Consider the following 23872-nt stretch of genomic DNA (forward strand, 5'->3'; position numbering starts at 1 on the left):
CCTCCTCCTTAGTGTAAAAATACGATTTTCCCGCATTGTCCTTGCTCCATTAAATGAAAAGCTTCCTCATATTGATCAAGTCTGAAACGGTGGGTAATGACGGAAGCCAAATCCAGTCGCTTCTGGTTCAGCAAGCCTTTCATTTGATACCAGGATTCGTACATTTTGCGCCCAGTAATCCCTTCCACTCGCAGTCCCTTGAAAATAATTTGATTAGTGACGTCCAAACTAACTTCTCTCGTCGGAATGCCCAGCAGAGAAATTCTTCCTGCCTTAGCCGCAGCTTTAAAACCATCAGCTATCGCCTGAGGATTGCCGGACATCTCAAGCACGACCTCCACGCCTTCTCCATCCGTCAAAGCAAGCAAAGCTTCCGATGTACGCGTTTCCAAAGCATTGATAATGTGATCGGCCCCCATCTCCAAAGCCATTTGCAAGCGGCTTGCGTTGATATCGACGGCATAGATCACCCCGGCTCCACAAGCTTTTGCTACTTTAATCGCCAGCAATCCAATCGGCCCTACGCCAATGATCGCAACCGATTTGCCCACGATATCACCTGACAAAACCGTCTGCACCGCGTTGCCAAGCGGGTCTTGCAAACAAGCGATCTCATATGGCAGCTTCGGATCGTTATGAATAATATTACTGGCCTTCACCACCGCAAACTCAGCAAAACAGCCAGGCGCTGTAATGCCAAAGCTTTTCGTATTCGGGCATACATGGGAGTTTCCGGTTCGGCACGCTTTGCAATTCCCGCATACCATATGTCCTTCTGCCGACACCTGGTCACCGATCTTAATGCCTGTCACGCGTTTACCGATTTCCACCACAATACCGGCAAACTCATGCCCAAACACATTTGGGGTAATCACCGTTTGGTCCGCCCATGCATCCCAGTTGTAGATATGCAAGTCCGTTCCGCAGATCGAAGTTGCCTTGATTTGAACGAGTACTTCGTCCTCTCCACAAGTCGGAACAGGTACTTCTTTAAGAACAGCCCCCGGGCCCCTGTGATCTTTCACTAATCCAATCATCGTTTCGCCCATATTCATTCCCCCACGCAAAAAGTGTAATATATTGTACGTATGTGCGTTTTAATGCTTATATATACGATACTACACGAATGTATGTTATATTGTAAATAGGCTTTGATAAAAATATGAACCGCTAACATAGGAGGAATAACAATGAACGAACCCATACATAAAATGGTAGGCCGAAAGCTTCTGAACATTCGTAAAACCCGAGGGTTAAGCTTAGATCAAGTGGCGGAGCTGACAGGCGTCAGCAAGGCAATGCTGGGGCAAATCGAACGTGGAGATTCCAATCCAACGATATCCGTATTATGGAAAATTGTAAGCGGACTGCAGATTTCATTCACGAGCTTAATTGAAGAGGATCAACCCAAAATCACGATTGTCCGGGCTGCCGAGCTTTCCCCCTTCGAGGAGGAAGACGGAAACTACCGCGCCTACCCGCTGTTCCCTTTTCATCCGCAGAAAAGCTTTGAAGTGTACACGGTAGAGATGGAAGCCGGATGCTTCCATGCATCTGATCCCCATAATGAAGGGGTGGAAGAGTACATTTTGATGGTTTCAGGCAAGCTGGAAGTAACGATCGCCCAAGAAAGCTATACCCTTGGCGCTCAGGATGCGATCCATTTCTCGGCGGATCGCCCGCATATTTATAAGAATGTTTCTGACACGAAAGTCGTCTATAAGACCTTAATCTATTATCCTTCTTCCTAAAATCCAACCAACACGGGAGAAGAAAACAAGCTTCTCCCTTTTTCATACAGCCGCCCACATATTCCTTTTTTTATGGGGAATATTATTTCTGTTGGAACGTATTTCACAGAAAAGGCGGATGATCTATGAAGGGCACAGTCAAAATGATTGTTCTCAATATTGTTCTCCTCGTCATTCTTGTCGGAGGAGCAGGGCTTGGCTACTACTTTTACAATCGTTCGATCAATTATTTGACCACGAATAATGCACAAATAACAGGCGAACAGATCGCCGTCAGTCCTTCTGCAGCCGGGAAATTGACGGATTGGTACGGAGAAATCGGCAAGAAGTATTCGCAAGGCGAGCGAATTGGCAGTGTTTTAACGTCAACGAATTCAGTGGATATCACGGCACCTAAGGCAGGAACCATCGTTCAACAAAATGCCGTTGTCAATGCCATCGTATCGCCCGGCATTCCGCAAGCCTATCTGTACGACTTGGATCGGTTATGGGTAACAGCGAATGTGAAAGAAACAGATTTGAATGATGTGAAAGTCGGGCAGGCTGTGGACATCTACATTGATGCTTTTCCGGGAACAACCCTAATGGGAAGAGTGGAGCAACTGGGATTAGCGACAGCCGGGACATTCTCGCTTATGCCTGCGTCCAATACGAATGGCAATTACACGAAAGTCACGCAGGTTGTTCCTGTTACCATTTCGCTGGAAGGAAATCGCGGGTTGGGGATTATTCCGGGCATGAGTGTCACGGCTCGTATCCATAAGTAAGGGAGCAATTCGATGAATATGTATGTGGCAGGTTACGCGCTATTCAGTTTGCTTGTTCTCTTTACCGTCAATTGGATCTTCGTGCGAAGAAGAAAGCAGCGCAGCAATCTTCCCGCAGGCCCCTACTCACCGATTCCGGAACCATCCAAACTTCTCGTTGAAATGTCAGATGAATTGAGCGGTCAGTTCGAAGCCGCCGATGAAGATGTACCACGCTCAGATCCGGAAAAAAAGGCTGAAATCAAGGTCGGACAACTGCTCACCGTGCTGATGCTGGGTGCATTCGTCTCCATCTTGAACCAGACGCTGATTAACGTCGCTATTCCCCATATCATGACAGATTTCAACGTTTCAGCCAATGTCGTGCAGTGGTTGACGACAGGCTATATGCTGGTCAATGGCGTGATGATTCCCATTACCGCGTTTCTCATCGAACGATATGGATCAAGGTTTATGTTCCTTACGGCGATGATCTTGTTCACAGCCGGGGCTGTTATCTGCGCGATTGCCCCCAACTTCTCCATCCTTATGGCAGGACGGGTCGTACAAGCATCAGGTGCGGGAATTATCATGCCCCTCATGATGACCGTGTTCTTAACCGTGTTTCCTCCTGAAAAGAGGGGGAGTGCCATGGGAACCATGGGCATTGCCATGATTTTCGCACCGGCGATTGGCCCCACTTTATCTGGTTGGATTGTACAAACCTACACCTGGCGCCTGTTATTTTACATCGTCCTGCCGATTGGCTTGATCGATATCATTTTGGCATTTTTCCTTATGGGGAATGTGACCAAAATGTCGAAGGTGAAATTCGATTTCTGGGGTTTTCTCTGCTCCACGGTTGGATTCGGAGGCTTGCTCTTTGCTTTCAGCGAAGCAGGCTCAGCCGGATGGCTCAGTATTAGGGTTCTGGGAACCTTATCTGTCGGGATCATCAGTCTAATTCTCTTTGTGTGGCGAGAGCTTACAGTGAAAGAACCTATGATCGACTTGCGGGTGTTCACTTACAACATCTTTACGTTAACTACGATAGTAAGCTCGATCATCAATATGGCGATGTTTGCCGCTATGATCCTGCTCCCGATTTATCTCCAAAATATTCGCGGTTTTACACCGCTAGCTTCAGGCTTGCTGCTGCTTCCAGGCGCGATTCTCATGGGAATTATGCAGCCGATTGCCGGTATGATTTTCGACCGGATTGGCGTTCGGCTTCTGGCCATCGTGGGATTGATCATCACAACCGTCACGACGTGGGAGTTCAGCCAATTAACGGCTGATACCCCTTACAATCATATCCTGCTGCTGTATTGTTTGCGCATGTTCGGCATGTCCTTCATGATGATGACAATCATGACCGAAGGAATGAATCAGCTGCCGCGGCATCTGCACAGCCATGGAACAGCCATGTCGAATACGCTTCGCCAGGTTGCCGGCTCCTTGGGCACTGCCTTGCTGGTAACCGTTATGAGCTCTCGGGCTGATTTTCATTTGGGCAATAAAAGCAGCACGTTCGCATCAACGAATCCTTATATCGTTAGCGAGCTCAGCCGATTAGGCCACGGTATCGCAGCAATGGCACATATTCCCGTAGAAGCCGGGACCAAGCTTGTGTCGACATTGCTTTATGCCACGTCAGCGAAGGAATCCACCATCAGTGGCATCAATGATGCTTTCTTGATTGCCACAGGAATTACCGCTGTAGCGCTCTTCCTGTCATTCTTCATCAGTCGAGTGAAGCAGCAGTCGTAAATAAAGAAAGTCCATGTCTCGGGGAGGAGACGTGGACTTTTTTACAAATATGTGAATACGCTTACAAAAAAATATCTATACTTACAAGATGGACTCAAAGGTATGCCGAATGACGTCGCCCCTGCTGATGATCCCGACAAGAACGCCTTGACGCAGAACAGGCAGCTTTTTAATTCGTTTCTTTCCAAGTATAGCCGCTATTTCCTCAATGTCCTCTTCCCAGTCAACAGAAACGACCTTCTTCTTGGCGATTTGCATCACATTAAGTGGAAGCAGGCGGCGAACTCTTTCTTGAAACTCTTCGATGTCTCCTTTGATCACAGCCATATAGAAATAGGAACCAAATACATAATCATCATGTTTGCCGATATAACGCATAATATCTCCATCACTAATGTAAGCCACCACTTCGTTCCGCTCATTCACGACCGGAAGCCCGCTTATTCGGCGCTCAATGAATTTCTCAATGACAGCACGCACCGAATCGGTTTCCTTCACTTTATAAACTTGACGAACCATAATATCAGATGCTTTCATGTTGGTTCCCCTCCAGTAAAAAAGTTACTTCCAAGTCTAAAATGAAAGGTATAAGGGTATATTTCCAACTAATAGGTAGGTAACCTATATATTAATTTTACATCAATTTTTTATAACTTTAAAGCGTTATTTTCGCCCATTTTTTCGCTTCGGCTGTTGACGTTACTCCCCTCAATTATTATGATAACAACTGAACAGTCCTAATGTTGAAACTTTCCATAAGAGGTGAAAAAAATGAATGCAGATCATTATGAAAACGTTGCCCTCTTACGAGGACTGCTCTTGCGTTTGGCAAGATCAGATTGGCGAAAACTCACCAAATGGAGCATTAAAGCGAGCGAGGTTCGTTTGCTGCTGGTCCTAAAAGAAAACAGTTTGCTCGGGGAAAGCCAGCGTATGACTGTTTCAGATATTAGCAAGATTCTGCAAGTTACTTCTCCGACTGTCACCCAAATGATTAATAATTTGATCAAAAATGATTATGTCATACGAACAACCCACCCCACCGATCGAAGAATAGCCGAAATCACACTGTCCCAAAAAGGGGACAAGATCGCACAAGAAGCCAGTGAAATGTTCACGAAAATGTTTGAGGGATTAATTGATTTCTTGGGCAAGGAGCAAAGCGATCAGCTTATCCATCTGATGGATCAATCTATTGTTTATTTTGAGCAGGTAGATATAGAGAAGCTGTGAGGGTGCTTGTATGGGTATGAGGAAAGCCCAAGTATTGTGTGCGCTTGGGCTTTTGAGTTGTATGAACTCCGTAAAGACAGATCCTAACTTTTTCAAGTGCCTTCTACTAGAGAATTTTAAGAAGTATAGTGCGATCTGCTTGGCTCAAGCCATATTGTGGTTTTGACAAACTATTTGCTCCAGAACATAAATTCTTCTCCCTATATCTGAGAAATTGTACTTCTAAGTTCACTAATCAATTTTTTGAAACGATTAATCTGTCCCTCAACATTTATTTCTTCTTTTTCTTCTTCCAAAAAAACTAGCTTGTAGTTATCAAGCTCATTTAATAGTAGCAAAACCTCAGCTCTAATTTCTTTAAATTCCAACCAGAACGGAGCATCTACTCGGCTTAGGGAATATAACATTTCCCCATCATAAAGCTCCCCAACAATTGGATTTATTCTTATTCTTTTTATGGCTTCAGGTATAATATAAAAAGGATGATAATTTTGTCTTAACAGTTTAGCTACGTCCCCATCGGATAATTCTTTAACCTTAGTATTGAGTATTTTTCCAAACCATTTTGACATTGAAGAGCTTTCATCTACAACATACTCATCTGTAAATCCTTCGATCTCAGCAATTTCATTAATCGATAGTTCACTATAATCATTACTCATAAAAATGCCTCCCTGAATGCCTACCATTATTCACCTTGTCTTTTATTATTTGAATTTGATCAACCTTGTTCTGCCCTCCAAGTTGGATTTAAGGACAAACAAATTAGTTATTACGAAATCAATGCTTACATTCAGAAAGAACTATTTCGCATCCAATCCCATGGAGAACTCTTGCTTGCCGTCGCCATAGGTTTTGATCCTTCAGGGTTTTAAGCGATTTGAAACCACGATAAGCGATTGTTAGTGTTACTTTTTAAAATTCAGCTTAAATCAAATGTAGTCCAACCAGCAGAATTAATCTCACTTTTCAGCTGTGCAAAAGTTTGCTCAGGATGTTGGCCTTCTGTCGATTCTACAAATACAAATCTTGTAAAAGGTCTCGTAAAAAACTCAATAAAAGGAGGTCGTGCACAACTATCTCTTTGTCCTATGCACTTATCATTCTTTCTAATATTTTCAACTTTTTCATCGGTCAAGTTTTCACTTCTTTTTCTGTATTTTATCCAGTTCTCATTGCATTCCTTGAAATCCACAAATTTATCTATTCCAGATTCATCGATATAACTAAGACCATTTGGCATAATGCTTTTAATAACTTTCATAAGTCCTCCTTTACGCTACTAGTCTCCCCAAAACTGGTCATCATTCACATAGTCCTTCCACAGCTAGACGAAGGTGTGGACAGAGCTCAAGCGAACCCGCGGGAGAAATCCTAGTTTTGATGGGTTGGAGTTTTCCTGTAACTAGCGAGTTTGATAAAAAGCTTCGCTATTAAAACCTTAAAACATTAAATTTGTTCCAAAAATCACAAACAAATGCTATTTTATGGATAGAGTTTCTCTGTCTATAGTGACTAAGCTTTATAGTGTAAGATACTTTGAGGGGCAGATTAATAATCCGCTGAGTTTGAATTTGTATACGTATGTAATGAATAATCAATCCTTGGGGACTGGTTTTCAACGTATCTCCATCAGTATAAGCAGAGACAAAGACTCAGGCAATATTTGTCTCATCCAGAAATTAGTTTATGTTATCTATGCGCTTAATGAAGCATGAAACGGAATATTGAATGCCAGCAATGCAACTAAAGCAAGTTGGATGATGGTAACTAGATGATTTTGGCTTTCACCTTTTCTATCGGTAAATGACGGTTTATTAATGAAGATACGAATGAAGGGCAGATTGATAATCCGCTGAGTTTGAATTTGTATACGTATGTGGAGAATAATCCTTTAACGAAAACTGATCCAACAGGACATTGCTCATGTACTTCTAAATCACTTACTAATCCTAGTAATCCATTAAGTTATGGGGCTATTTCTTCATCTTATGATCCGTATAGTTATGGGGATCCATATTTTGATATAAAGAATTTAATAGCACCCGATCTTTCAACAGAGCAATGGAAGCTGGATGAACAAGAAATGAGTGTTTTTCAGCAGCAGGGCCAAGAGAAACTAAACACAACTATCATTCAACAACCACTTGAGAGACAATTACCTTATATCTTGCAAATATCACCAAATGATAAAATTGTTAATGCTTTGCCAACTGCTTACAGGAATTGTAATTATGATTGCTCAGAAATTGCTGAAGATTTATATAACATCGCTGATTTTGGTGAAATAATAACTTTTCGACCAAGTGAGAAGTATGGTCAAGTAAACACTATGCGTGATGGATATGTGACAGTGTATGATTATCACACAGTATATAGTGATGGATCATATGTTTATGATCCACGGTACAGTTTAGGTGCTATTTTAAAAACTGATTATCTAGAAAAGTTACAAAATATGAACAATGGGAATCTAGTTATTACTGTTGAAACCTCAAAATAGATTAGACAATTGATTTGTAAGGAAGGGGTTTGTTATATGGGAAATATAGAAATTTATGATGATAGTGAAATCATTAGTCTAATGAAGAATTTAAATCAAAATAATGTTTTACCAGAAAATGGTCTGCAAAGGAATTCAACATATTATACATTAGTCTCCTATATCAATCATACAATTGCTCTTTATATAGGTGGATCTTATGATAATGTTGCATTATTTGTTTATAGAGCAGACAAAGAAATTGAAATATTGATAACGAAATATCATTTTAAAGATAGTTATCTACAAACATGCAGAGATTATTTATTCAAGCTGTCTGAGTATTTATTAGAACGTAATTTACTAAGTAACAAGGCATCTGAATTGATACCAAACAAATACCGTAGCTGATCGATTAAATTTTATTCACATATTTATACGTCATCCAACCACCTTGCGACTAACCATCGTAGGGTGGTTTCTTTAAGTTGGAAACGTTGCCCGATGCTAAGCCCAATGATAAGTATTGGGTAATCAGTCAGCTTGTCACTACTCGGACGGCTGTGGTTCAAGATATCACGACATTGCTTAACCAATTACATACGCAGTTAGCCCATCATTATCCAAGCTATAGGAAGTTTTTTAGTGAATTGGATGGTAAAACGTCCCTTGTCTTTTTTGAGAAGTTCCCTGCCCCTTATTATTTGGAGGGGGTAACTATTCAGGAATTGAGGGAGTTTTTACTAAAGCCAAGCAACTATGCTTGTTCCATGAAAACCGCAGAGAAGATTTTAACGCTAATTCGTGAAGATGGCTGTACGAAGCGTGAGTACCAAGAAGATCGGGATTTCATCGTCCAAAGTCACATTAGACGTATACAAAGGTGTAAGGAAGAGTTACAAGGCATAGAAACAAGATTAGCAATTTTGATGACAGAGACAGGCTACAAGCTAGAAACGATGTACGGTATTGATCTAGTGTCAGCAGCGGCATTTGTTGCTGAGATCGGAAATATTCATAGGTTCAGTGATGCAAGCAAGTTAGCTCGATTTTCAGGCATAGCTCCTGTCATTTATGGTTCAGGAGATAACCATAAGCACTATAAATGTAAGCAAGGAAATAGGGCTTTGCATGAGTTGTTTTACAGGCTTGCATGTCGGCAGATTGGAACTAAACGAGGAAGTAAGGAACCCAATAATCCTTACTACTACGAGTATTATCAACAAAAGTTGTTAGCTGGAAAGACGAAGACACAAGCAATTATATGTATCATGCGGAAGTTAGTTGATGTGGTCTATTCATTGATGAAGAATAAGACGGAGTACGTAAAGCCTACAGTACAATTGAAGCAAGCTGGATGATATAATTGGTGGTAACTGGAAAAACGGTTACCATCATTTTTTATCCCAAATGAACGGTTTATTAACTAGGATACGAATGAGGGGCAGATTGATAATCCGCTGAGTTTGAATTTGTATACGTATGGATGGAATAATCCAACAAAGTATAACGACAAAACTGGACATAACCCTGCAGTAATTGCTGCTGCTGAAGGTGTTGCATTTTTATTTGATTTGGCGTACACATCATGGTTTGCGACACATCCGCCAAAAAGTATAGTAACAGAAACCCCATACGATGGCGAATCAGGTATTAATATAACTATTACACCAATTGAACAACAATCAACATCAGTTACCCAAACAACGTTTGGTGCACAGCAAGCTACGCTAATAACCACACCATTTGAAGATCAATCAATGACCGTTATACAACAGCCTGTAATAGATTCATCACCATATATTTTGGCAAGCAGTAATTCAGCATTGCTAAGAAGTAACTTAGTTGGTGCAGGGTACTCTGAGCCTACATATACTAATGCGGCACATCATATTGTAGCGGCGAATGATCCTAGAGCAGCGAGTGCAGTTGGGATACTACGCAAGTACGGTGTTAATATTGATTCAGCTGATAATGGAGTTTTCTTACCAACCTCTGATGGGTATGTTGAATCTAATCATAGACGTATACATACTAATGTTTACTATGATAATGTAAATAATTTATTACAAAAATCCAAATCAAAGGAAGATGTATTAGATATACTTGACAATATAAGAACTGACCTACAAAACGGTGCTTTTCCAGTAAAATAAGATAACTTATTTTGAAAGGGTTGATTAAAAGAATGAAGATTTGGAGACTCGGCTATGACAGTAATAACTACGAGGGCTTTCAAGTTGCTAATGGGGACTGGTCAATTGCAGATCAATTTATCGGGAGGTCATTACATCAGGAATGGGAACCGTTTGAACTAAAAGTATATGAAGAAGCTCCTAGAAGTGATGCCCCAACATTTATGGGTTGTGCACCTGTATTTAGTTCACAGGCAGTTGCGACAGTGAAAGGGCTACTTGAAGGACTTGTTGAGCTGCTTCCTACTTATTTTCCACGGGAAGAATATTTTATCTTAAATGTGTTGAATGTTTTGGATTGCATGGATTACGATCAATCAGAGGTAGTGAGGTTTAGAAGTGGTAGAGTAATGCGATTTAAGAAATATGGATTTATTCCTGAAATAGTTACAAATCAACACATATTTAAAATTAAAGAAATTCCAGAGGAAGCTGTTTTTGTTTCAGATGAATTTAGGAACAACATATTAAATAGCCGTCTCGTAGGATTCAGGTTTGAGGAAGTTTGGTCTTCAAATTAAATAAAGAATCTTTACTTACCTCCTTGCGATTTAACCTCGCAAGGTTTTTCTTTCATCGCTCTTCCTAATCTCAAAGCGCATCAAACGCCGAAGGATCAAAGCTTATGTCTCCGGCAACCCTCACAGCCTCACTGCCTTATGCAGGGATAAACGGCTTGCCCCCAAGTGGATTCCTTGCAGGGATGGTTTGCAGTCTTTCAAACCCTAGTCGGACAGGCTACACTGTCAGGATCGGTTTGAAAGGCGCAAGCTCCCTGCTCAGTGAATCAACAGCGGCAAGCCGTTTATGCGCATAAGACCCAGTGTGAGGCGTTTCGGTTGCCGCGGTAGCGGCTTGATCCTTCGGATCTTAGACCCTCGTTCGCGCCGCGGCCAAGGACAGACGGCTTTTTACAAACGCGCTTCCCGCAGCGCCTCGCTCCTTCCCCCTTTTGGGACTGGATACGCTCATGCTCATGCTGGCTTGCTCCTCACCTTGGCTCTTATTCGTGGCAAACGGCTTCCTCGCCGATCGATTCCCCTTCCTATCATGATGCCTGTCTGTCCAAGGGAACGCCTCACCTGCCCTGATGCCGAGAAACGGCTTGTCCGCTGTTGATTCACCTTGCAGGAAGCTTCTGCCGCCTCTCAAATTCTGAGAGGCGAAAAGCGTTCCTGCACCGGAATCAACTAGGGGAACAAGCCGTTTCTCGGTTCCATCAGGGGCGGTGAGGGCGTGGAGGTTGCCGGAGGGCATAGGCTTTGATCCTTCGTTGTTCTGCTGCGCTGAAAGCAGACCTACTTTTACTTTTATAGTTAGAAACCGTCGCGTCTAAAAAAGAAAAAGCCGCCGTGCGACTGTCGCATGGCGGTTGAAAAATGATAGTTATTTAACTGCTATTTTCAAAGTGCCCTTTTCCCACTCTTGTAGAACAATTTTCGCGTTAAAACTAACAGACCTATTATCACAAGTAATTAAACTTTCTAACACTGATTTGGCAAGCTCTGCTTGCCTGATTAAGTCCCATTATTTCTATAGCGGTTATTTGTTGTTAGCGATACATCGGCAGATAAAAAAACCACCCTACGATGGATTGTCGCAAGGTGGATGGGATTAATCTTCTACTAATAAAGAAACATCATTGACCAATTTATTTGCATAGGGATGTTGCGGATCAATCATTAATACAGCTTTACCCCAAGTAATACAGTTTTTATAATCTTTCATTCTAAAATAACACAGTGCTATATGATATATAATTTCTATATCGTTTGGTTCATGCTTATTCGCTTCTTGAAACCAAGATAATGCTTCTGTATAGTTTTTAATTTTGTAAAAAACGACCCCTTTGTTATAAATCGCATCTATACAGTCATTATCCAGTTTAAATGCAACATCAAATTCTTTTACTGCCATCTCGATTAGTTTTAATTTGAAATAACACTTGCCTAAGTTTAAATGTGTTTCTGATTGCTCGTTGTTTATTTCTAAGGATCTTTTATAATAGACTACTGCCTTTTCATAATCTTTTATCTCGTAATAACTCAGTCCTAAATAAAAATAAACATCTTCACTGTTTGGATCTATCTTAGATGCTTGCTCCAGTAATTCTACTGCCTTCTCATGGTCTCCTAATTCTAAGTACATTCTACCCAAGTTCATTACAGGTCTTTCCCAGTCTGAATGCGTTTCGATCAACTTACTAAATACTTCTTTAGCCGAAGCGTAATCATTTAACCTTAAATAGCAACAACCAATGTAGTTTAGACAATCCCCAGAGTTGAGCAAACTTTGTGCCTGCTTAAAAAGCTTTAGTGCTTCTTGATAATTTTCAAGAACATATTGATTTTCTGCTTCCTCGTAGACTTCATCATAATTCATAGCGTTCACCTTTCATTTCAAAATAAGAAATCACATATATTAAACAAATTATGGGATAGGTATTAGATTACGAGGAGGAAAGAGTCTTGTCCCCTCTGAAATTATCCAATATATTATAGTTCCTGCTCCTACAGCCTTCGCTGTCGTCCCAACCATATTATTATTTGAAGGAGCAAGAGTAGGTGAATATGAAGGTCCAATGAATGGTTGGTCGTTTATATCCACATTAGAATAATTACCATCTTTTAATTCATCCCATCCCTTATTGTCATCGTTTCTTCCGTTTTTTTTTGCATCATGCAGATCCTTTGATTTTTCTTCTCTTTCTTTCGTGCCACGTTTTCCAAGAGCTTGATCAACTTGTTTCTTTTCTCTTTTTTTAGCGTCTCCTCCTCTCATGGCATCTCTTCCATTTTCATCATACAGATTATCATATTGATCATCATACTCATCACCAAAATCAGACTTCAATACATCTAACAATTGGGTGTTTTGCTCCGTTGTACCTTCGTATTGAGAAACGTCTGACACGATTCCATTTTGTTGTGCTAAGTTTGCCCTGTTTGTAAATGAGGAATCCTCACCTAAATTCTCAAGATAATCAACCACAGAGCCTTTAACATGCCCCGTTGGATCAATATTCGTAAGTGGATTATTCTCCACATACGTATACAAATTCAAACTAAGAGGATTATTAATCTGCCCTTCATACGTATCCACTTTAGATAAAAGATTCTCTTCAAAAAAGAACGTAAAAGAAGGAGGCAACCGCTAATTCCAGTTGCCACCCATTATATCAGCCTGCCAAACTCTTTCGATTCCCCTGAAAATTAGTATTTACCGAAATATTCATCAGAAAAATCGCCTTGAATATTATAATCCACATCATAGTAGAATAATTGAATTTCCGTTCTCGGATGAACTAATTCAAGACATATTCTATAATATGGAAACTCCCTATCAGTATTATTGATAAAGATATTTGTGCATTTGTACCTTATTTTTAAATCCGAATACTTTAAACCTGCTGGTAACTTCTCCTCTTCATCTTTCAAAAAGTTACAATGACTATTAGAAATAAGTTTTTCAAGAAGTTCTATTGAATTCTTTTTTGTTTTCTCAAAGTTATACTTGTCATTAAAAGCCTGTTCAATCAATTTTAGTTCCACTTAGTCTTCACCACCTTTTGGTTACTTCCCACTTGTCATATAATCAAAGATCATAGCACCATTTTCATCAACTCTTCCATATACTCTCACATGATTTGGAGCTCCTGTAACTTTTAGCTTGTAGTTATAGGTATTCCCCTTATACGTAAGAATTTCATTATCCGTTAAGCTTATTATTCCGTCAGCACCTTCTCGTGCTCTAGCGTAACCCATATCTTTTGCCTTAACAAACTTTTTGTCTAGTTGCAACTTTGTCAATTCATTATATACATCGTGATTAATCCAACGCGCACTAGGCAGATTAGGCGATGCACAATTATGTACCCAGATACCGAGATTGGAAACGAAGTATGAATGGAAATCTGCTACCTCAAAGTTATAGACTGTGGCCTGCCGTGTCTCTTTCTCAATCTTCCCAATCGCCATTTTCGTGCCATTACTTGAGACAAGAAAGTCGCCGACTTTAAGGTCTTTGACTAATGTCCATCCCTCACCTTCCAACCAGAATGGATGTAATCCAGTTACCTCAATAATTTCATTCCCAATGTGTACATAATAAATTTCATCAGCTTGTTTTTGAAATAGTCCAACGACCTCTTTATATGCCACTTCCCCAGTCTCGTCAGACTTAGCGAGAACCTTGTCACCTAGCTCGATTTCCTCGATAGGTTTCTCCCCTTCATCTGTTAAAACATTTGTTCCTGCTGTAAAGCAATTACACTCTGCGGAAACATTAACTGATGCTTTTGCTCTTGCTGATTTCGCCCCCGTCGCTACAGCAGCACCTATCTCAACATAGGATTCCAACAAATTTGCTAAATCAGCAGCACTTGCTATATCAGCCACATTTACATTGACTAATACTCCTATTGCCCATTTTGATTCTTCAAGTGAATTTCCATATGGACTTGTCATTGTCGCTTTGGCGAATAGGTAATTAAAATAATTGTTATCATCATCCTGAAATATCCCCTGATAATAACCTCCAAGTTGGCTGCTTGCCTCTGACCTGCTGATATCTCCATCTCTTGCCATTTGAAGCATTAAATCAATTTCCCTTGGGTCATGCCCACTAGGGTCAGTATTTGTCAGTGGATTGTTATGCACATAAGTATACAGGTTAAGGCTCAGCGGATTATCAATCTGCCCTTCATTCGTATCCTCATTAATAAACCGCCCCATAGAAGGGTCATACCACCGCGCCCGCAAATACTGCAAACTCGTGGCATCATCAAACATCTCACCACTATACTTAAACAGTTGTGGCACATTCTCCTGCTGACTGGCTATATTTCCCCAAATATCGTACTGATACGAATTAATCTTAGTTAATCCAGTGCTATCCATTAGGTTTACGACATCACCATGGCCATTTTGAACATAGTAAGCTTTGCCACCGGAGTCCTCACGTGCCACAAGTCCATTACCACGAATGTATCGAGCTTTTAATGTTGCTGCACCATTTACAACGTTACCTTCGGCAATGACATTTGATCCGCTATTGTAATATCGTGTACTTTGACCATTCTCTGTACGCTCCCACAGAACCCCGTCACCGTTATATTTATAAACTACATTTCGGCCATTTTTCGTCGTAACATTAGTTAGACGATTACGTTTGTCGTATGTGTACGTTGAATCTGGACTATCAAATGGATGATTTGTCGTCATACTTGTTCGGTTGCCGCGATTATCGTAATCAAATGTCTCATCGAATTGCGATGATGTTTGTATACGATTCAACGGATCGTACGTAAATGAGTAACTCACCCCATTCTCCATCTTTGTTAATTGATTGCCGTTGTTGTCATACGACGAATAACTAAACGTATTCAAAGGAGAACCATCGGATTTCTTCTGAGTTAAGGTGCTCAGTTGTAATCCGTCATACGTAAAGTCCGATGTAACACCATTTTTCTGGCGGGTGCTGTTCAAGAGATTATTTTTGTAATAAGAATATTGTGCTTCAATATCCTCTAAAGATGAGCCTACAGAAATTAATCGATTACGGGAATCGTATCCATAGTAAGAATTAGAGCCAAATGGATCAGTAAGGCTAGTCATATTTCCCTGTGAATCGTAGCTGTAACTCAGTATGCGCCCATCAGGATAAGTAACTTTACTCAGAAAGCCATTAGACGGGGTATATGAATACAAAGTAGTACCCGTAGAATCACTCATATGGATACGACGGCCTACTAAATCATATTGATAAGAAACGGATTCGTTGGCTATTACTTGACCTTGAGAATCTAATACATCGGATTGAAGGAGAAAGTTACGATAATCATAAGTGTTTTTAAACGTTTCTCCATTGCGATCTTTGGACCCTATCCGATTTCCATTTGCATCGTGGTAAAACTTTTGAATTTTATTATTAGCATCCGTTGTTTGAATAAGTCGTCCTAACTCATCATACTTGTTCTGTTTCGTATTATGATCTGGAAAAGTAGTTTTCAAGATCTTCCCCAGATAATCATATTGGTAGGTTGTTTTTTCATTTTTGGCATTTGTAACCGCAGTTAAATGTCCTAGTACATCATACTCCATTCTAGTTATGTTCTGTGGAGGGACATCATGATCTTTAAAAACGGTTAGATTACCAGCATAATCATAATCAAAAACACCAGTTACGTTAGTCTTCGTTTTTGTTGATTCTGTTCTTGTATCAAGTCGCCCTAATTTATCATAATGTTCCTTTTTTACATTACCTTCCGGATCAGTCTGTATTTTGTAAAAATATATATCATCATATTGAACTGATTCGAAAGAATTATCCGGATAAATCGCCTTATTTGGCCTACTCCATTGATCATATTCATTGTAAGTTCGATTTCCTAGCGCATCTTCTACATAGTTTTGACGTCCGTGTTGATCATAGTCATATTTTTGTTTCGTCCGATAGATACCATTTTCAATCAGTCCGATTTCGGTTTTCCAACCAATAGGATTCCAAGTCGTTAGAGATGCTTGGCCCATTTCGTTTATTACTCGAATTTGGTTCGTATCATCCATGTAATTGATTTCTTTTACACTTAAATCTGGTTGAACAACTTTAATAAGGCGACCTAAAATATCATACTGATATTTTGTAATATTCTGGTTGCCATCCACGAACTGTATCGGCTTTCCGATTGTTGGATCGTAATCCAGCTGTTTGGTAATCGTTGATGTCGTTCCATCGGCATCTTTGACATTTACAGTTAATTTCGTCGGAAATGCACCCTTATACAAAGAACTATAGGCAGTTTGATACAATGTCTCTTGCCCTTGATTGGTTGTTACACGTGTTTGGAGACTATTTCCGTATACATCAAAATTTTCATATCCAATCTGTTTCAGTATCTTACCTGAACTACTTCCCTCTCTTATCTTTTCTGATGTAACACTGCCTTTATCGTTACGTGTATATTCCGTATATTGAACTTGAGTTGCACTAACTGGCTGCGAAACATTCAATAATAAATGTGAACTTGGATCGTAGCCATATGTGGTTTGGATAGTTAGCGGATTTGTCGAAGACATGACATTTCTATAATCATCATAGTTAATGATTGATGTAATAGGTTCCGAACTTTCATTTGTCACAGCATTCTTATTCGTTACTGTCGTTATAGTTGGATTGGTGTATCTTTTGTCCTCGTTATAACTCATATCTGTTATCTTTCTGTAATTGCCAGATGATGCAGTTATCTTTATGTTATATATGGCAGGAGGGGTTTCTGAGTCTATAAAATCTTTTTTATTAAAAAACTCTGTTGAGGTCAATCCATCGTTAACTGTCACTGAATACCTTAAATCTGAATTTGCTAAACTACCAATATCTCCGTTATACGTAATGTCTTTGCGATTCTTCACTTCGACAGAGCCGTTCGAAAGTGTTATATGATCTTCACGGGCAACCACACGGTAAACTTGATTTACATTATCAATATCTGGATCTTGATGCCTATACTGTCTGGAGATATCGTTGTTCAAAAATCGTGTATAAGGCGTATTTTCGTAATAATAAACACTTTTAGCTCCTGTCGGATAATTAACCCCCGTAAGCAGTGCATAAGGGTTACTGTTTAATGGTGTAGAACCATGCATGTTATATTTTGCATCTTTAATACTATAATCATAAGTTGTAATTCTACCCGCAGAGTCCTCTACCTTAGTTAACAAATCAATTCCATTCTGATTTGTTTTATAGTAAGTAATTGAATAACTTCCTTTAGTAACTGTCACATAGTTTGCCATATAAGATATGTTAATTGTATTACCTACCCCATCAACAATAGCAATGAGCTTATCATTGAGAATTGAATAGTAGAATTGAATTTTATTCTCATAATTATCAGAAATTTGAATAATCCTTCCTCTTCCATCAAAAAACTGATTAATACCTTTAATGGAACGTAAGACGGACATTGAACTTAATCCATTTACATAAACATGGCTATCTAACTCAAAACTTAAATCTTTCCACGGATAACCTTCAAGTGTATTCCCAACTATTTTATAAGTACCACTGCCTGCAGGATGCACATACAAATCTGTGCTGCCATATTGCCCTAAGACATAAGGAATTTCCCACGACCATCCCTTGCCAATCGGCGAAATTATCTCTTCTTGAGAAGGATCACTGTTAATCCCTCCATTATTCAATTGATAAAATTGAGATGATTCACTGTTATATGATCTTGTTAATGCAAAAGAAAGACCGTTGGGCCCAATAATACTTAGATCATCGCTCTTTAAAGAAAGAGATCCATTTAGAGTAGATAATGTCTCGTTATCCAATTGAATGGAAAATGGGGCAGTCTCCGGTTCAGTCTTAACATAATTAAATGCGGAACCCGGATCTGAGCTATCCATTGCCTGAATCGTTTGATACTCTCTGGAACCTAAGTCACTAGTAATCACACTTTTAGCGTTCTTTGATTGATTAATAGGCCTTACATTCGATTGATCTTGATTATCGACAGAGTTAGCACTTACTGTCCCTATTTTCGAATAAGTTGGAAAGAGATTAATGAATAAGGAGAGCAATACTATCAGAATATATATTTTCTTCTTCAAACAACGTCTCCTCCTAATTTGTTATAGTTGTCGTTTTATTGGTAATATTTCCGTTTGAGTCATACTGGTAATTCGCTTTGTTAACTTGATTATATTTATTAACCAAAAAGGAATAAGTAGCCGTATTACTAAATGATCCCCCAACGCCATTAATCTTGATGTAATATGTCATACCTGCCCCAACTGTGTAAAGAGTAGGAACACCTTTAGAGTTGGTCCCTATTAAATTCATTGAGGAATCATAGATGTATGCTTCATAAATTAATCCATTCGGTATATTCAGTGTAAAACGATCCACTCCTGTTACAGGCGCGATGTACTTATAGAAATCTACGTCTGTTGCAGAGCTAATTAATGAACTGTACTGCGTATTGTAATTAATTGGGAATGCTTGAGCGTTTGTATCGTTTGGTTCAAACGCATTAGGCAATACTAAGCCTGTCCTCATCGAAGCATTTGACCATTCATAGCCATCATGAACCATTACTTTAATATCCCACGTTCCATTCGGTAATGGTGTTGTGGAATGTGTGTTGCCGTTTGAAGTGACTACCCCAGAATTATAGCCTACCGTTGCCCAGTTATCTCGAGACCCTAGAACTTGATACGCATACTGTGGTTGTCCATCCGCATCTTGATACGTCCAGGAAAGAGTAAGAACATTATCGTTTACTTGTTGTCCGTTCGTGTAAGAATTGATATTTAATACAGGCAAAGTGTTAATGCGAATATAATAGATTTGTGAGAATGGAGATTCTCCCCCCGAACTGTCTTTTACTTTAACTTTCCATGCATATGTGGTACCTCGATTTAGCTTGCCTGAAGGGACAGAATAGGAAGCAATAGAAGAATTGATCCAGCCACTATCACTTATTAATGTACTTCCGTCCTGAGAATAAAGCTGAACATCATATGAAGACTGATAATCTCCCGCATCAGGGTCTGAAAAAGTCCAGTTTAGTGCTGGCGATAACGAAGTCAGAACTTGCGGATTAGCAGCTGAAGTTGTACCTGGATTCAAACTCGTTGGTGCATAAGGAAATCTATTCACTGTTATCGTTCCATTGTAGGCTGCATTGGCTGTTCCCCATAACCCATCATTGGTACTCACATTAATATTTCGATATGTCCCTGGAGGAATATTATCTGATGAAACATTCCATTGGAGAGACCAGGCTTGTGGATTTAAAGTATTTGTCAGCGTAGCAGTCTTGATAACGCCAGCAATAGAAGCCGAAATTGTCAAATTATCTCCATCTAGATCTTGGGCAGTTCCTGATAAAGTAATGATATTGGGTGCTACGGTTTGATAAACTACTTGATTATTCTGATTGGATATATTGATATTTGGTGCTTGATCTAATCTCGAAACATACCTGGTAGGATTATTATCATAATTACCAGTAATAGGAGCGTAATGAATATCTCTAGCATTAGTAACATCTGGCCAAAATGATGTAACATCTTCAACCTGACTTCTGTATCCCGTTTTTACACGATTATCTTTGGTAAGAACAAATCTATTCGTAGATATATATTCAGAAAAAGATATAGCTTTCGCATTAGCTGCCTCTGGCCAATTAATCGTGTCATCAACCGTTATGACGGGATCGTTTGAGTTTGAACGCCAGTGCTTATATTTAATCGTGTTATCATGATATAGAACATAATAATATATACTTGTATACTGTCTTGAGTCATCAATTGAGTAAGAAATAGATTTAGCATTAGTAAGATCTGGCCATCTATAGGTATCATCAGTTAAAGTAGTTCCCCTGCATGAGGTAGTTTTCCAAACTGTATTATCATTAAATAAGTAATATTGTAAGTTACATTGAAGAAAATCATCATACACGACAACATATGACTTTGCTCTAGACAATTCATTCCATGTTCCGGTGGTTGGAGTCTGCATTTTATAACTCATTGTCACTGAAGGACCGGTATCAATTCCTGCTACAGATAACATACCGTACACACTGTTATAAACACTGTCTGTAACTGAATTCTCCATTCCAGGAGCAGGTGTATTATTTTTAAAAACAGCATTTTGATCCAACAATTGCCTTAGTTGCACGTTAGTCAATTTTGATTTTTGTTGCTTCAATAGCGCCAATTCACCCGTCACGAAGGCAGAAGCCATCGAGGTTCCACTAGAAATCTTATAGCCATTATTCAAATATGTACTGTATATAGCCTCTCCTGGTGCAGAAACCTCAAGCTCACTCCCCGTTGAAGAAAATGGTGCACGCTGTCTATTCTGATCCATAGCTCCCACAGCAATAACTGAGTTATACTTCGCAGGGTATTGAATTGAATCGCCAGTCCCTTCTTTGTTCCCAGCATTCCCCGCAGCTGCTACTACTAATAATCCATTATCATATGCTTGATCAACAGCTTTATGTAGTGCCGGGGAATCCACGTTTGTTGCCATACTTAAGTTAATGACATCAATTTTATGGTCCACAGCCCAATCAATTCCCGCAATAACATCTGATAAATAGCCTTTACCCGTCGCATCCAATACCTTAACCGCATACAAATCTGCATCCGGTGCTACACCAACGACTCCAGTTTCATTATTTTTTGCACCAATAATTCCAGCTACATGTGTACCATGGCCGTTATCATCATCATATGAGGTTGTATAATCTACGAAAGAAGCTCCGCCTGCTACAGATAGATCTTCATGCTGTGTATCTATACCGGAATCTAAAATAGCTACCTTAACTCCGCTACCTGTATATCCGCTATTCCAGGCATAAGTAGCATTAATAACAGACACTCCCCATTCCATTGTTTGAGTTGCAGCCTGAAGTTGAATATCCGGTTCAACCGATTCCACTGAGGAGTCATTTTTTAATTGATCAATTTCACTTGAAGGTAATGTTACTGCCAAGGATGATGAATGCTTGTTCTCTCTCTTTACTTTCCCCTTACTCTTTTGAATTAACGTTTTGTTAGCTTTTTTCTTATCTTTAAATGTAACGATGACTCTTTGTTCGCTATTACTTAAAGCAGCTACCTGGATAGGACTATTTTGGATAAGATTAAGCTTTGATTTATCGCCTCCAGATCCAGCTGTAATTGCCTCCTCCTTATTTAATAACGAGGCTGCCTCAACCCCTCCAACTGAAGATATTGAAAACAGTAACACGCCAGTCAACAAACTTGATACCAGTGGCTTGCTTTTTAACAAGAATTTCATAAAATAACTCCTCTCCATATATTTACTTACAATATAAATATAATAGAGGGATATTATGTAAATTTATAGATTATTTGTCGAATTGGCTCAAGTTATGATAAAGATTGTTAAAACATGTTTCTCCTAATCCAAAATTTTACGAAAAGAAAAAAAGTGAACTCCAAAAAACGAGTTAACTTTTATTGATTCAGTATGTTAGTATCATTAAAACAATTCGATTAATAAATTGCGCAAAAAATTGCAAGTTCTTATCAAATCCCCAAATATCAAACTATTCCTTCGACTTTTCACTTCTATCACTCAAATTAATTAGCGTTAACTTCTTTCACTAATACGAAAATACGAATAAATAGTAAAAATAGACCCCACATCTTAAAAAGGAGCAAAAACTATTGACACAAGATCTGTGCCTAAATTACAATGTGAGTACAGGAAAATATTTTGCGCAAATATTTATCCTTCGATAAACTAAACATTTTGTACTCAAAAATGAATGCTCAAGGGGGAAAAAGTATGAGTAATAAGAAAATGGTTACCACTTTGTTAAGCGCTTTCTTTGTTTCTTCGGTTGTTTTATCAGGCTGTAGCTCTAGTACAACAAGCACCGCAACCTCCGCACCATCCGAAAAGGCAAAATCAGAAACGGCAACAGAAGCACCGAAGGCAAAGAAAGATGCTGTATCACTGACTTTAGCGATTTGGGATAAAGGTCAACAGGGTGCAACTGAGGCCATAACAGCGGAATTCATGAAAGCTAACCCCAATATTACCGTAAAAGTGGAAGTTACCCCTTGGGATGATTACTGGGTCAAAAGATCGGCAGAAGCCACGTCAGGAACATTGCCCGATGTATTCTGGATGCATAGCGGCCAATTCCTCAAATACGCAACAGGGAAATTCATCGCACCACTCACAGACAAAGTAAAAGCTGGCGACATCGATTTAAACAACTATGTGTCAAATCTAGGCAATGTATATACATTAGATGGCGTCCCTTACGCAGTGCCTAAAGATTTCGACACGATCGGCCTCGCATATAACAAAGAGCTGTTCCAAAAAGCGAATATTCCATTTCCAGATGACACATGGGATTACACCAAATTAGCTGAAGTCGCGAAAAAACTGACAGATGCAAGCAAAGGAATTTATGGATTTGCCGCAAAAGCTGACACACAAATCGGATACTGGAATGATATGCTGGCCTTTGGCGGTTCCATCCTTTCTCCAGACATGAAAAAATCCGGTTACGATTCACCTGAATCTATTGCCGCTTTAAAACAAAGATATCAAATGATCGTGGACAAATCGTCACCTACCGTACAGCAAATGACGGATACAGATCCTCGCGAAATGTTTAAATCCGGAAAACTAGCGATGATGTTCGAAGGATCGTGGCAAATCAACGATATTTATTCCAGTGATATTATGAAAGGGAAATGGGATTGGGCTAAGCTTCCAAAAGGACCAAAAACCCGCGGTAACATTATTAACGGTTTAGGTTATTCTATGTCGGCTGCAGGCAAGCATCAAGATGAAGCTTGGTTGCTAACGAAATTCCTCGGTTCCAAGCAAGCAGCGCAAATATTTGCGGATAAAGGGGCCGCGATTCCAGCATTTAAAGATACGCAAGATGCTTGGCTGAAATCGAAACCAGATTTGAATCTAAAGGTTTTCCCAGAGCAAGCCAAAGAAGCTACTCCGTATCCGGCAGGCTCGAAGTCCTATCCGGTTTGGTTTACAAAAGAAGCTCAGATCATGGCTCCAGCTTTTGGCGGTAAACAAAGCATCGAAGACGCTGCAAAAGCCGTTGCCAAAGCAATGAACGACGCGATCGCCGCAGAAAAATAATGGATTCCTAGTAGTAGATCAGAC

19 protein-coding genes and 1 pseudogene are annotated in these 23872 nt (G+C 39.7%); 10 read left to right on the forward strand and 10 right to left on the reverse strand.

Features of this window, described 5'->3' with window-relative positions; translation table 11 throughout:
• Positions 1 to 8 precede the first annotated feature (8 nt).
• Positions 9 to 1049 (reverse strand): L-threonine 3-dehydrogenase, encoded by a 1041-nt coding sequence (gene tdh / locus HQN90_RS22425; RefSeq protein ID WP_173222785.1) that lies wholly within the window; start codon positions 1047 to 1049, stop codon positions 9 to 11.
• Positions 1050 to 1190: 141 nt separating this feature from the next.
• Between tdh and HQN90_RS22430 the strand changes: the two genes are divergently transcribed.
• The 3 genes from HQN90_RS22430 to HQN90_RS22440 all read left to right on the forward strand — a co-directional run bounded on the left by HQN90_RS22430 (position 1191) and on the right by HQN90_RS22440 (position 4267).
• Complete coding sequence (locus HQN90_RS22430) at positions 1191 to 1751, forward strand: helix-turn-helix domain-containing protein (protein ID WP_173222787.1); 561 nt, start codon at positions 1191 to 1193, stop codon at positions 1749 to 1751.
• Between the two features lie 125 nt (positions 1752 to 1876).
• Complete coding sequence (locus HQN90_RS22435) at positions 1877 to 2518, forward strand: HlyD family secretion protein (RefSeq protein WP_246362763.1); 642 nt, start codon at positions 1877 to 1879, stop codon at positions 2516 to 2518.
• A 12-nt stretch (positions 2519 to 2530) separates the two neighbouring features.
• Complete coding sequence (locus tag HQN90_RS22440; protein ID WP_173222789.1) at positions 2531 to 4267, forward strand: DHA2 family efflux MFS transporter permease subunit; 1737 nt, start codon at positions 2531 to 2533, stop codon at positions 4265 to 4267.
• 81 nt (positions 4268 to 4348) lie between these two features.
• Here the strand turns inward: HQN90_RS22440 and HQN90_RS22445 are convergent, their stop codons facing one another.
• Positions 4349 to 4804, reverse strand: a complete 456-nt coding sequence (locus tag HQN90_RS22445; RefSeq protein ID WP_173222791.1) for a CBS domain-containing protein — start codon at positions 4802 to 4804, stop codon at positions 4349 to 4351.
• 234 nt (positions 4805 to 5038) lie between these two features.
• Between HQN90_RS22445 and HQN90_RS22450 the strand changes: the two genes are divergently transcribed.
• A complete protein-coding gene (locus tag HQN90_RS22450; protein WP_173222793.1) occupies positions 5039 to 5500 on the forward strand; it encodes a MarR family winged helix-turn-helix transcriptional regulator in 462 nt (153 codons plus the stop codon).
• 200 nt (positions 5501 to 5700) lie between these two features.
• On the opposite strand, the gene HQN90_RS22455 is transcribed toward HQN90_RS22450, so the two are convergent.
• Both HQN90_RS22455 and HQN90_RS22460 read right to left on the reverse strand, forming a co-directional pair.
• Positions 5701 to 6162, reverse strand: coding sequence for a contact-dependent growth inhibition system immunity protein (locus HQN90_RS22455; RefSeq protein ID WP_173222795.1), 462 nt, complete (start codon positions 6160 to 6162; stop codon positions 5701 to 5703).
• 260 nt (positions 6163 to 6422) lie between these two features.
• A complete protein-coding gene (locus HQN90_RS22460) occupies positions 6423 to 6764 on the reverse strand; it encodes a hypothetical protein (protein WP_173222797.1) in 342 nt (113 codons plus the stop codon).
• 546 nt (positions 6765 to 7310) lie between these two features.
• Between HQN90_RS22460 and HQN90_RS40000 the strand changes: the two are divergent.
• From HQN90_RS40000 to HQN90_RS22485, 5 genes and pseudogenes are all read left to right on the forward strand, one after another.
• Positions 7311 to 7421 (forward strand): annotated as a pseudogene (locus HQN90_RS40000) (RHS repeat-associated core domain-containing protein); the annotation flags it as partial.
• Positions 7422 to 8039: 618 nt separating this feature from the next.
• Complete coding sequence (locus tag HQN90_RS22470) at positions 8040 to 8393, forward strand: hypothetical protein (protein ID WP_173222801.1); 354 nt, start codon at positions 8040 to 8042, stop codon at positions 8391 to 8393.
• Between the two features lie 77 nt (positions 8394 to 8470).
• A complete protein-coding gene (locus HQN90_RS22475; RefSeq protein WP_173222803.1) occupies positions 8471 to 9343 on the forward strand; it encodes a transposase in 873 nt (290 codons plus the stop codon).
• A gap of 111 nt (positions 9344 to 9454) precedes the next feature.
• Complete coding sequence (locus HQN90_RS22480; RefSeq protein WP_173222805.1) at positions 9455 to 10138, forward strand: AHH domain-containing protein; 684 nt, start codon at positions 9455 to 9457, stop codon at positions 10136 to 10138.
• Between the two features lie 32 nt (positions 10139 to 10170).
• Positions 10171 to 10698: an imm11 family protein gene (locus HQN90_RS22485; RefSeq protein WP_173222807.1), complete on the forward strand. Its 528-nt coding sequence runs from the start codon at positions 10171 to 10173 to the stop codon at positions 10696 to 10698.
• 349 nt (positions 10699 to 11047) lie between these two features.
• On the opposite strand, the gene HQN90_RS22490 is transcribed toward HQN90_RS22485, so the two are convergent.
• The 6 genes from HQN90_RS22490 to HQN90_RS22515 all read right to left on the reverse strand — a co-directional run bounded on the left by HQN90_RS22490 (position 11048) and on the right by HQN90_RS22515 (position 22000).
• Positions 11048 to 11434 (reverse strand): hypothetical protein, encoded by a 387-nt coding sequence (locus tag HQN90_RS22490; protein WP_173222809.1) that lies wholly within the window; start codon positions 11432 to 11434, stop codon positions 11048 to 11050.
• Between the two features lie 357 nt (positions 11435 to 11791).
• A complete protein-coding gene (locus HQN90_RS22495) occupies positions 11792 to 12559 on the reverse strand; it encodes a tetratricopeptide repeat protein (RefSeq protein ID WP_173222812.1) in 768 nt (255 codons plus the stop codon).
• 48 nt (positions 12560 to 12607) lie between these two features.
• The gene (locus HQN90_RS22500; protein WP_173222814.1) at positions 12608 to 13279 is read right to left on the reverse strand and encodes an RHS repeat-associated core domain-containing protein; all 672 of its coding nucleotides are present in this window, start codon (positions 13277 to 13279) and stop codon (positions 12608 to 12610) included.
• Between the two features lie 110 nt (positions 13280 to 13389).
• On the reverse strand, positions 13390 to 13728 hold the full coding sequence (locus tag HQN90_RS22505; RefSeq protein ID WP_173222816.1) for a hypothetical protein: 339 nt from the start codon (positions 13726 to 13728) through the stop codon (positions 13390 to 13392).
• A gap of 21 nt (positions 13729 to 13749) precedes the next feature.
• Positions 13750 to 18792: a polymorphic toxin-type HINT domain-containing protein gene (locus HQN90_RS22510; protein ID WP_173222818.1), complete on the reverse strand. Its 5043-nt coding sequence runs from the start codon at positions 18790 to 18792 to the stop codon at positions 13750 to 13752.
• 13 nt (positions 18793 to 18805) lie between these two features.
• Entirely contained in the window at positions 18806 to 22000 is a 3195-nt protein-coding gene (locus HQN90_RS22515; RefSeq protein WP_173222820.1) for a S8 family peptidase, read from the reverse strand.
• A gap of 513 nt (positions 22001 to 22513) precedes the next feature.
• On the opposite strand from HQN90_RS22515, the gene HQN90_RS22520 reads away from it, so the two are divergent.
• Positions 22514 to 23848: an ABC transporter substrate-binding protein gene (locus HQN90_RS22520; RefSeq protein ID WP_173222822.1), complete on the forward strand. Its 1335-nt coding sequence runs from the start codon at positions 22514 to 22516 to the stop codon at positions 23846 to 23848.
• The last annotated feature ends 24 nt before the right edge of the window (positions 23849 to 23872 follow it).

The organism is Paenibacillus alba (assembly GCF_013204855.1).
In the GTDB taxonomy this organism is placed as follows: domain Bacteria; phylum Bacillota; class Bacilli; order Paenibacillales; family NBRC-103111; genus Paenibacillus_E; species Paenibacillus_E alba.